General features: G+C 52.2%; 8 protein-coding genes, 1 tRNA gene and 2 other RNA genes. 1 reads left to right on the top strand and 10 read right to left on the bottom strand.

The features are described 5' to 3' along the window. Window positions 1–145: 145 nt before the first annotated feature. The gene (locus tag A7090_RS18500; protein WP_105275118.1) at window positions 146–253 is read right to left on the bottom strand and encodes a type I toxin-antitoxin system toxin Ldr family protein; all 108 of its coding nucleotides are present in this window, start codon (window positions 251–253) and stop codon (window positions 146–148) included. A gap of 251 nt (window positions 254–504) precedes the next feature. On the opposite strand from A7090_RS18500, the gene A7090_RS18505 reads away from it, so the two are divergent. Further along, a complete protein-coding gene (locus A7090_RS18505) occupies window positions 505–1,776 on the top strand; it encodes an aromatic amino acid transport family protein (protein ID WP_105275119.1) in 1,272 nt (423 codons plus the stop codon). Between the two features lie 29 nt (window positions 1,777–1,805). Here the strand turns inward: A7090_RS18505 and dppF are convergent, their stop codons facing one another. The 9 genes from dppF to eptB all read right to left on the bottom strand — a co-directional run bounded on the left by dppF (window position 1,806) and on the right by eptB (window position 10,349). Continuing rightward, window positions 1,806–2,810 (bottom strand): dipeptide ABC transporter ATP-binding subunit DppF, encoded by a 1,005-nt coding sequence (gene dppF, locus A7090_RS18510; protein ID WP_105275120.1) that lies wholly within the window; start codon window positions 2,808–2,810, stop codon window positions 1,806–1,808. Further along, window positions 2,807–3,790 carry a dipeptide ABC transporter ATP-binding protein gene (gene dppD, locus A7090_RS18515; RefSeq protein ID WP_105275121.1) on the bottom strand — a complete coding sequence of 328 codons (984 nt, stop codon included), beginning with the start codon at window positions 3,788–3,790 and terminating at the stop codon, window positions 2,807–2,809. Before dppD ends, dppF begins: the two co-directional genes overlap by 4 nt. 10 nt (window positions 3,791–3,800) lie before the next feature. Beyond that, the gene (gene dppC, locus A7090_RS18520; protein ID WP_105275122.1) at window positions 3,801–4,703 is read right to left on the bottom strand and encodes a dipeptide ABC transporter permease DppC; all 903 of its coding nucleotides are present in this window, start codon (window positions 4,701–4,703) and stop codon (window positions 3,801–3,803) included. Between the two features lie 9 nt (window positions 4,704–4,712). Further along, complete coding sequence (gene dppB / locus A7090_RS18525; protein ID WP_105275123.1) at window positions 4,713–5,732, bottom strand: dipeptide ABC transporter permease DppB; 1,020 nt, start codon at window positions 5,730–5,732, stop codon at window positions 4,713–4,715. A gap of 150 nt (window positions 5,733–5,882) precedes the next feature. After that, on the bottom strand, window positions 5,883–7,490 hold the full coding sequence (gene dppA, locus A7090_RS18535) for a dipeptide ABC transporter substrate-binding protein DppA (RefSeq protein ID WP_105275124.1): 1,608 nt from the start codon (window positions 7,488–7,490) through the stop codon (window positions 5,883–5,885). 663 nt (window positions 7,491–8,153) lie between these two features. Further along, window positions 8,154–8,288, bottom strand: a non-coding RNA gene (locus tag A7090_RS18545) — RtT sRNA. 33 nt (window positions 8,289–8,321) lie between these two features. Further along, window positions 8,322–8,456, bottom strand: a non-coding RNA gene (locus tag A7090_RS18550) — RtT sRNA. 33 nt (window positions 8,457–8,489) lie between these two features. After that, window positions 8,490–8,566, bottom strand: a tRNA-Pro gene (locus tag A7090_RS18555). 91 nt (window positions 8,567–8,657) lie between these two features. Continuing rightward, window positions 8,658–10,349 carry a kdo(2)-lipid A phosphoethanolamine 7''-transferase gene (gene eptB / locus A7090_RS18560; RefSeq protein ID WP_105275126.1) on the bottom strand — a complete coding sequence of 564 codons (1,692 nt, stop codon included), beginning with the start codon at window positions 10,347–10,349 and terminating at the stop codon, window positions 8,658–8,660. Window positions 10,350–10,699 lie beyond the last annotated feature (350 nt).

Raw genomic sequence — 10,699 nt, forward strand, 5'->3', positions numbered from 1 at the left:
TTCAGCCACCACAGTTGAAGAACAGCGCCAGTCACGGCGCTACGCGCCATGCCCGGCGCACACGAAAAAGGCCGCAGAGTTTTACCCCTGCGGCCTAGTCCGGGCGCAAATTGCCATTACGGCAGCCTGACGCCCGCAGGACACGTTACTTCCGCTTATTCAGCCAGTTCACGCTCAGACTGGCAAGAATGCCAGCAATGACCGGAGCAGCTAAATCATGCCAGAAGGCCATGCCCCGTTTGGCGAGCGTCATAGAGCCGCCTGTGTTGTAATGACAACGTTTCGCGGCCATTCTTGAGTTGTGTTGGTTGCAGTTCATATCCGGGTTAATTCCAGACTAGTAGTGAAATACGCAATTTTGTAGAATTGCGCCCCTCGCGACCTCCCCAGTGAATCTGTTGCCTCATTTTTTACTTACTGCGTATTCGACTTCTCCACCTGTTGCGCAAGAGAAACTGGGTTTATTCATTTTTGCGAGGCCGACTTCTTTCTGGACAGGACTTTATGCAGCACAACACACTACCGAAACACGATCAGAAATTGCCATTTACACGCTACGACTTCGGCTGGGTTTTATTATGCATAGGCATGGCGATTGGTGCCGGAACCGTACTAATGCCAGTACAAATTGGCTTGAAGGGAATTTGGGTATTTATTACCGCCGCGATTATTGCTTATCCTGCCACCTGGGTAGTGCAGGATATTTATTTAAAAACCCTTTCTGAAAGCGATTCCTGTAACGACTATACCGATATTATCAGCCATTACCTGGGGAGGAACTGGGGAATTTTTCTCGGGGTTATCTACTTTTTGATGATTATCCACGGGATTTTTATCTACTCTCTCTCCGTGGTTTTCGACAGCGCTTCGTACCTGAAAACCTTCGGTTTAACTGATACCGATCTTTCACAATCCCTGGTCTATAAAGTGGCTATTTTCGCGGTACTGGTGGCGATTGCGTCCGGTGGCGAGCGATTATTGTTTAAGATTTCCGGGCCAATGGTAGTGGTCAAAGTAGGGATTATTGTCCTGTTCGGTTTTGCGATGATCCCGCACTGGAATTTCGCCAATATAACCGCCTTCCCGCAAGCCTCTGTTTTCTTCCGCGATGTCCTGCTTACCATTCCATTTTGCTTCTTTTCTGCGGTATTTATTCAGGTGCTTAACCCGATGAATATTGCCTATCGTAAACGGGAAGCGGATAAAGTACTGGCAACTCGGCTCGCGCTGCGTACCCATCGGATTAGCTATATCACGCTCATCGCGGTGATCCTGTTTTTTGCCTTTTCGTTTACCTTCTCAATTAGCCACGAAGAAGCCGTTTCTGCATTTGAACAAAATATCTCAGCACTGGCACTGGCCGCACAGGTGATCCCTGGGCATATCATTCATATCACCTCGACAGTGCTGAATATCTTTGCCGTACTGACCGCATTCTTTGGCATTTATCTCGGTTTCCACGAGGCCATTAAAGGCATTATTCTCAATCTGTTAAGCCGAATTATTGATACCAAGAAAATTAACTCACGCATGCTGACTCTGGCGATCTGCGCTTTTATTGTCATTACGTTGACGATTTGGGTTTCGTTTCGTGTATCGGTGCTGGTGTTCTTTCAATTGGGAAGCCCGTTATATGGCATTGTGTCGTGCCTCATTCCGTTTTTCCTGATCTATAAAGTCGCACAACTGGAAAAACTTCGCGGGTTTAAAGCCTGGCTGATTCTGCTTTACGGCATTTTGCTATGCTTGTCGCCACTGTTGAAGCTGATTGAGTAAACCGGAGCGAATGGCCCCGGTTTTGTGAGTTAACGCTGCGGATTTTCATCCTGATCAACAGCAAAACAGGCGACCCGTTGACCGCCGTAGTCTTTTAGCTGCGGCTGCAACTGGGTGCAGGGGCCGAAGCGCCGACGACAGCGCGCGTTGAAGGCGCAGCCCGGCGGTGGATTCAGCGGGCTTGGCAGTTCACCGGTGAGCTTAATGCGCTCGCGGCGATCGTCCGGGTTCAGGCGCGGCGTCGCGGAGAGCAGCGCCTGAGTGTACGGATGACGCGGGTTATTGAAGATTTGGTCCTTCGTTCCTTTCTCCACGCAGCGGCCCAGGTACATCACCATCACTTCATCCGCAATGTGTTCGACCACCGACAGATCGTGCGAGATAAAGACATAAGACAGTCCCAGTTCCTGCTGTAAATCCATCATCAGGTTGAGCACCTGCGCACGCACCGAGACGTCCAGCGCGGAAACTGGTTCATCGGCGATCACCACATCCGGGTCGAGCATCAGACCGCGGGCGATGGCGATACGCTGACGCTGGCCACCGGAAAACATATGCGGATAGCGGTCGTAATGTTCGGTTTTCAGGCCGACTTTCGCCATCATCGACAACGCTTTTTCCCGACGCTGTTCTTTGCTTAAGCGGGTGTTAATCAGCAGCGGCTCTTCGAGAATTTGCCCGACTTTTTTACGCGGATTCAACGAGCCATAGGGGTTCTGGAAGACGATCTGGATTTTCTGCCGACGCAGCTTCTGCGCCTGCGGATCGTGCTTGAGCAGATCCTGCCCCTGATAATACAGCTCGCCGCCGGTGGGCGTTTCAATCATCGTCAGCAGTCGACCGAGGGTCGATTTACCGCAGCCAGATTCACCTACCACCGCCAGCGTTTTGCCACGTTCAAGATTAAACGAAACGCCATCCAGTGCCTTCACCAGACGTTCCGGCGCGAACATGCCTTTCTTCACCGGGTAATGTTTTTTCAGGTCGATAGCCTGCAACAGCGGTTGTTGCGAGGTGGCCTCTTGCGTACTCATAATGTGGGCCTCCCGGCATCATCAAGTGGGTAGTGGCATTTAGACTGACGCCCGTCAGCGAGCATATTCAGCGCCGGTTCTTCAGCGCGGCATCTGTCTGTCGCATAGGGGCAGCGCGGGTTAAGCAGGCAACCGTTCGGGCGATCGTACTTACCGGGAACGACGCCAGACAACGATGCCAGACGCTCTTTGTCCTGTGCAAATTCCGGCAGCGCACGCAGCAATGCCTGAGTATACGGATGACGTGGCGCATGGAAGATGGCGTGCGCATCGCCCGTTTCGACTACCTGACCGGCATACATCACGATGATTTTATGTGCCGCTTCTGCCACCAGCGCCAGGTCATGAGTGATCAACACCAGCGCCATGTTCTCTTTCTGCTGCAACTCCAGCAGCAGTTCGATGATTTGTGCCTGAATGGTCACGTCCAGCGCCGTCGTCGGTTCATCGGCAATCAGCAGTTTTGGCCGACAGGCAATTGCCATGGCGATCATCACACGTTGACTCATGCCGCCGGAAAGCTGATGCGGGTAAACATCTAAACGTGACGCCGGATCAGGAATACCGACCTGATTCAGCAGGTCAATCGCCCGCTGACGACGAGTGCTCTTATTACCGCCCTGATGCACCTTAATCGCTTCCATAATCTGGAAACCCACGGTGTAACACGGATTGAGGCTGGTCATCGGGTCCTGGAAGATCATCGCCACTTCGGCACCCACCAGGCTACGGCGCTCTTTTTCCGAAATACGCTGCAAATCCTGACCGTTAAACTCCAGCTTTTCTGCCATCACGCGGCCTGGGTAATCAATCAGCCCCATAATCGCCAGTGAACTAACCGACTTACCGGAGCCAGACTCTCCCACAATCCCGACCACTTCGCCCTCTTTTACGCTGTAGCTGATGCGGTCTACGGCGCGGAACGGTGTGCTTTCGTCGCCAAAATGCACCGATAATTTATCTACATTTAATAACGCCATCTCGAACCTCTTACTGCTTCAGTTTGGGATCGAGCGCGTCACGCAGACCGTCACCCATCAGGTTAAATGCCAGCACCGTCAGCAGGATCGCCAGACCGGGGAAGGTTACGACCCACCAGGCGCTTTGCGCGAACTGCAACACATCAGAGAGCATGGTGCCCCACTCCGGCGTTGGCGGCTGTGCCCCCATACCAAGGAAGCCAAGGGCGGCCATATCGAGAATGGCGTTAGAGAAACCGAGCGACGCCTGAACGATCAGCGGCGCAAGGCAGTTCGGGAAGATATTGACGAACATCTGGCGCATCGCGCCAGCGCCCGCCACACGAGAAGCAGTGACGTAATCGCGGTTCACCTCCACCAGCACGGCAGCACGGGTTAAGCGCACATAGTGTGGTAGGGCGACAAAGGTCAGCGCCAGCGCGGCGTTACCAATCGACGGACCGAAGATCGCCACCAGCACCAGCGCCAGCAGCAGGCTTGGCAGCGCCAGCATGATGTCAACGACGCGCATGATGATGTTATCGACCAGGCCACCGAAGTAACCGGCGATCAGGCCGAGAATGACGCCCATAATCAGCGACAACACCACCACCAGGCAGCCCACCAGCAGCGACAACCGTGCGCCATACATCAGACGCGACAGCACATCACGGCCAACGTCATCCGTGCCCAGCAAGTGCGCCATGCTGCCGCCTTCCTGCCAGGCTGGCGGGGCAAGCAGTGCATCGCGGAACTGTTCTGCCGGGTTATACGGCGCAATCCAGTTGGCAAAGATCGCGATAAACAGCACGATAACGACGTAAACCAGCCCGACAACCGCGCCTTTGTTGCGTTTAAAATAATGCCAGAACTCCTGTAACGGGGTCATCGGCACCGGTGCGCTAATCACTTTATTTTCAGTAACCTGTGACATGATGCTCCCTTACTTCTTATGACGAATACGCGGGTTCACCACGCCGTACAGCAGATCGACCAACAGGTTGACGAGGATAATCATCGTCGCCACCAGCAATACGCCGCCCTGCACTACCGGATAATCGCGGCGTTGCAGTGCGTCAATCAACCAACGCCCAAGGCCGGGCCACGAGAAGATGGTTTCGGTCAGAATCGCCCCCGCCAACAATGTTCCCACCTGAAGGCCGATAACGGTCACCACCGGCAGCATGGCGTTACGCAGCGCATGGACGATAATCACCCGCATACGGGTAAGACCTTTGGCACGCGCGGTGCGAATGTAATCTTCCCCCAGCACTTCCAGCATCGACGAACGCGTCATACGTACAATGACCGCCAGCGGGATAGTACCCAGCACAATCGCGGGCAGGATCATATGGGCGACGGCATCGATAAAGTTGCCGTCTTCGCCCCAGATGGCGGTGTCGATCAGCATAAAACCGGTTAACGGATTGGAGTCATCGAGGAATACCATATCGCTCACGCGACCGGAGACGGGCGTCAGGTTCCAGTGTACTGAAACCAGCATGATCAGCATCATGCCCCACCAGAAAATCGGCATCGAGTAGCCGGTCAGCGCCAGGCCAACCGCCGCGTGATCGAAAATAGAACCGCGTTTAACCGCCGCCAGCACACCAACCGGAATACCGACCGCGGTCGCAAAAATCATCGCGCAGACGCCAAGTTCCAGCGTGGCCTGGAAGCGTGGCACGAACTCTTCCCAAACCGGGATGCGGCTTTTCATCGAAATGCCCAGATCACCGTGCATAACGCCCCAAATGTAATGGAGGTATTGCTGCCACATCGGTTTATCTAAGCCGAGTTCTGCCAGCAACTGTGCGTGACGCTCTGGGGAGATCCCACGTTCGCCCGCCATGATCATCACCGGATCGCCCGGGATCATGTGGATAAAGGCAAATGTGAGAAGGGTAATACCGATAAACGTGGGGATGACGAGTCCCAAACGTCGGAGAATAAACTGCAACATAACCCGAATTCTCTGTAATGACCCGCAGCCTGGAACTGCGTGTCTGTATTGCTCACAAATCAGTTCCCGCCCAGGTCGGACAGAAAATGAAGTATTGCTGCCGGATGGCGCTGCGCACAGAGGCACAGCACCATCGGGTATGGCTTTTAATTATTCGATAGAGACGTTTTCGAAGTGATGCTTGCCCAGTGGATCAACCACATAGCCTTTAACTTCTTTGCGTACCGGTTCAAACACGGTGGAGTGAGCGATGATCAGTGCCGGAGCCTGATCGTGCATCACGACCTGTGCTTGCTTGTACAGTTCAACACGCTTGTTGTGGTCGTCGGTAGCACGCGCCGGTTGAATCAGATCTTCAAACGGTTTGTAGCACCATTTTGAGTAATTGGAGCCTTGTTCAGAGGCGGCGCAGCTGAACAGAGTGGCGAAGAAGTTATCCGGATCCCCGTTGTCGCCAGTCCAGCCCATCATTACCGTCTGGTGCTCGCCATCTTTCGCACGCTTGAGGTACTCACCCCATTCGTAGGTGACGATTTTGGCCTGCACGCCCACTTTCGCCCAGTCAGCCTGAATCATCTCTGCCATGCGGCGTGCGTTCGGGTTATACGGACGTTGTACCGGCATTGCCCACAGGTCGATGGAGAAGCCTTTTTCCAGACCGGCTTCTTTCAGCAAGGCTTTCGCTTTTTCAGGATCGTAGGTGTAGTCCTGAACGTCGTCGTTATAGCCCCACATGGTTGGCGGGATCAGGTTTTTCGCTGCCACGCCCGCGCCCTGATAAACCGCTTTGATGATCGCGTCTTTGTTCACCGCGTAGGTCAGTGCCTGGCGAACTTTCACGTCATCCAGCGGTTTTTTCTGCACGTTATAGGAGAGATAGCCGACGTTTAGCCCCGGCATTTCCATCAGGTTGATGGATTTATCCTGCTTCATGCGCGCGATGTCTGCCGGGTTCGGGAACGGCATCACCTGGCATTCATTCTTCTGCAATTTCGCGTAACGCACGGAAGCGTCAGGAGTAATCGAGAAGACCAGCGTGTCAATCTTCGGTTTGGTGCCCCAGTAGCCATCAAACGCTTTGTAGCGAATACGGGAATCTTTCTGGTATTGCTGTAACTGGAATGGGCCGGTGCCGATGGGGTTGAGGTCCAGTTTTTCCGGCGTACCGGCTTTCATCATCGCGTCAGCATATTCTTTTGACAGAATAGAGGCGAAGTCCATTGCCAGGTCAGCAAGGAATGGCGCTTCCGGGCGAGTCAGCACGAACTGAACGGTGTTGTCGTCCACCTTTTTCACTTCGCTGATCAGCTCTGGCAAACCCATACCTTCGAAGTATTCGTAGCTACCGCCAGAAACTTTATGGTACGGGTTTTGCGCGTTTTTCTGACGATCGAACGAGAACACCACGTCATCGGCGTTCAGTTCGCGCGTCGGTTTGAATTCTTTATTGTCGTGCCACTTCACACCTTTACGCAGATGGAAGGTATAGGTTTTACCGTCTTCGCTGACTTCCCACTTTTCAGCAAGGCCCGGAATCACTTCAGTGGTGCCGATTTTAAATTCAACCAGGCGGTTATAAAGCGGTACGGAAGAGGCGTCATAGGTGGTGCCGGAGGTAAACAGCTGCGGGTTAAACCCTTCCGGAGATCCTTCTGAGCAATAAACCAGAGTTTTAGCCTGAACACTTGCTGCGACGGTCATAGCCACCAGGCTGAGACCAAGCTTCAGCATCCCTGACTTTTTCAAGGAAATACGCATTATTGTGCTCCAATTGTGATGTTTGTTGTTTTAACCCTTTGCAGTGGGTTGCCGCTGCCTGACCTTTTTTGTTTTTTGCCCGGTCGGGTCAACGTGATGAGGTGGGGGGTCCGTACTAATTAACATCAGTGTAACAGTGCGGTTCCTCCATAAAATGCCCCTCGTTACCTACAATCTGTCAACAGAATGTGAAAACGTCAATACAGCCAACCGGGATTTACACCAACGGTGAGAATCCACAAACAAAGATTAAAAAAACTTCAAACAACTATTTGCAGCAGAGAAATTTGTGCTACGCCAGCATAACCAGAACAATCAGCTTAATATTTAGCAACAATTGGTGATTAAATTTTATGCATTTAATGAAAAAAATCTGAGGAAAAGGTGGATATCTGAGCGATTAATACCATGAACGCTAAAACGCACAGCGGAAAATGCCAGCGCCAGCCATAAGTAACGCAAAAAAAGATTTAAGCAAAGATAAAAAAAGACAATGGTTTCTGTCACAAATCCGTTAATGGATAGTGAGATATAAGGTGCAGTTTTGATAGTGAAATGCGTGGTGTGTAGATCGGATAAGGCGTTCATGTCGCATCCGACAATAAGTGCGGTGCCATTGCCTGATGCGACGCTACCGCGTCTTATCAGGCCTACGTTCTAAATTGGTCGGTGATAGAGGATTACTCGCCACTGCGTGGCTCGCCCTGCGGGCCGTTGCTGGCGCAACGTTCTCTCGCTTCGCTCGAGTCGAACCTCCCTGCCCCCGGAGGTTCTCATCCTCTTCAGACCGCAGAAAGCAAAAAACCAGCCCGCAGGCTGGTTTTTCTAAATTGGTCGGTGATAGAGGATTACTCGCCACTGCGTGGCTCGCCCTACGGGCCGTTGCTGGCGCAACGTTCTCTCGCTTCGCTCGAGTCGAACCTCCCTGCCCCCGGAGGTTCTCATCCTCTTCAGACCGCAGAATGCAAAAAACCAGCCCGTAGGCTGGTTTTTCTAAATTGGTCGGTGATAGAGGATTCGAACCTCCGACCCCTTCGTCCCGAACGAAGTGCGCTACCAGGCTGCGCCAATCACCGAATGCGGGGCGCATCTTACTGCTCAGATATGCCCCCGTCAATCCCTTAATAGCAAAATGCCTTTTGATCGGCGAGAAAGTCAGCAGGCCTCTTAGTTAGCCACGACCTCTTTCGCCTGCGGGATGTGACACCAGTTGTTGTTTTCGTTAATTCCACCATCCGGTGAAGTATAGCCAAGACAGCCCATGATGGTGTCGTACAGCTCTACGTGACGGCGCGGTACTTTCATGTCAGCTTCTTTTTTCAACTGCGCAAATGCCTGAGCATTGGCCGGATTTTCCAGATATTTATCCGACATCCAGACCATCATCGGTACGCGGAACTGCTCCGGTGGTGCCAGTTCACGCGGCGTGCCATGCAGGTGCTCGCGTTCGTTTATTGACTCACCGTGGTCAGCGGCGTAGAACACAACCGCTTTCTTATCGCGAACCTGATCAATCACGCTGGCAATAAAGTGATCCACATAGGTCACCGAGTTGTCGTAGGAGTTGATCATCTGCGCTTTGGTACAGCCGCTATCAACGCCAACACACTCCGGCTTCCACTGCGCGAAGCTGCGCGGGTAACGCTGGGTGTAGTTAAAGTGCGAACCTTTGGTATGCAGAATAATCAGATGCTTACCATCCGGATTGCGCCCCAGCGATTGCTGCATTTCGTCTACCAGTAACATATCATCTACCGACTTGTCGCGGTTACGTGGCTCCGCACCAATCTGCTCACGATAAGCAATGTTGTCTGCCATCGTATTGCTGTAAAACCACATTTCGCTTTGCATAGCGTAGAGATCAGAACTGAATCCTAACTGCTTCAGCACCGCAAAAATGTTCTGTTCTTTTAATGTGCGCTGCGGATTATCTTCCGCGCCCCCCTGACGGACAAACATGCAACGCAGAGAAAGTTTGGTTGCCGTGTCACAAGAATAGCCTCGGAACGCCGCCAGATTTTTCTCCTGAGCCAGCTTCGGCGTGGTGTTACGCTCATAGCCGAAGATGCCCATATGATCCCAACGCGTGGTTTCACCAATAATGAAAACGACATAAGTATCATCAACGTTTTGCGGAGCCTGATACGTAAACTTCTTCACCGGATTAAGGAGAGAATTGTTATCGGAAGATTCATCGACCCGCGCCCAGGCATACAACCCCAATGCCGAAAGCCAGTTTGATGGCAGATAAGAGTTCGCGACAACGCCGCCATAGCTGGGTAAATCAACGCCGGTCGCCCTCTCCACTTTCTTCTGCTGGATATCCAGCAAACGAATCGGTGCCCAAACCATAATCCCCGCCAGTACAACGACCGCCAGACTACGAGTACGCTGCCCTGGGGTTCTCAGTTGGTGGAGCAAAGTGTGGCGACAGCGGTTATTCCAGATAAGGATAAGAGGCAACGCGCTAACGGCGATTAACCAGAGAATAAAGTTCAGACCAACAACTTCTTTTGACAGGTCGATATCCGTGGTCATGACAGATGCGATGATGCCATAACCAATGACCACATTAAGAAAGGTCATGTAATAGCTGGCACCTGCAGAAAAGAGCACCACCAGCGACGCCAGTATACGCCAGCTACGGCGGCCAAACAGCGAAAGCAGACGCAGTAAAAAGAAAGTCGCCAGCACGGTGGCAGCCAGTTCAACAACCGCAGAAACGCCTTTCCAGACAGTAAAATCGTGCGCATAGCTGCCGAAGCGGCGGTAAAAAACCGCGCCATTCATAAAAAGGCCAATATAGATTGCAAGCAAAAAGCTCAGCTTCTGCTGTGTAATCGATTTGATGTATCTCATGCAAACAAACCCTGGACAAACAGGTGATAACACCCTGCTTAGTGGCTTTTAAGGCCCGGCAGGGGAAAAGTGCGGAGGTAGTCAGATAAGTAAAATCTACACGCGTGAATAAGTAGACCACAGCAAAGGGAAAAAGTGTGGGGAAAGAGTGTGCATGAAGCACAAATTTACAAAAATGCAAGTTTGAAAAAAGACTTAGCGTTACAGAAAGCAGTAAAAAGGGCCAGCTAACTGGCCCAAATTATACACGTCATTGTTTATCCATTGCGTTGATACATATGATTCACAGTGACTGCTCCCCGCCGTAAACGGCGAGGCTTCCCACTTCTTAGGCTGCAACTGGCATAGAG

This window comes from Escherichia sp. MOD1-EC7003 (genome assembly GCF_002965065.1).
GTDB lineage: Bacteria > Pseudomonadota > Gammaproteobacteria > Enterobacterales > Enterobacteriaceae > Escherichia.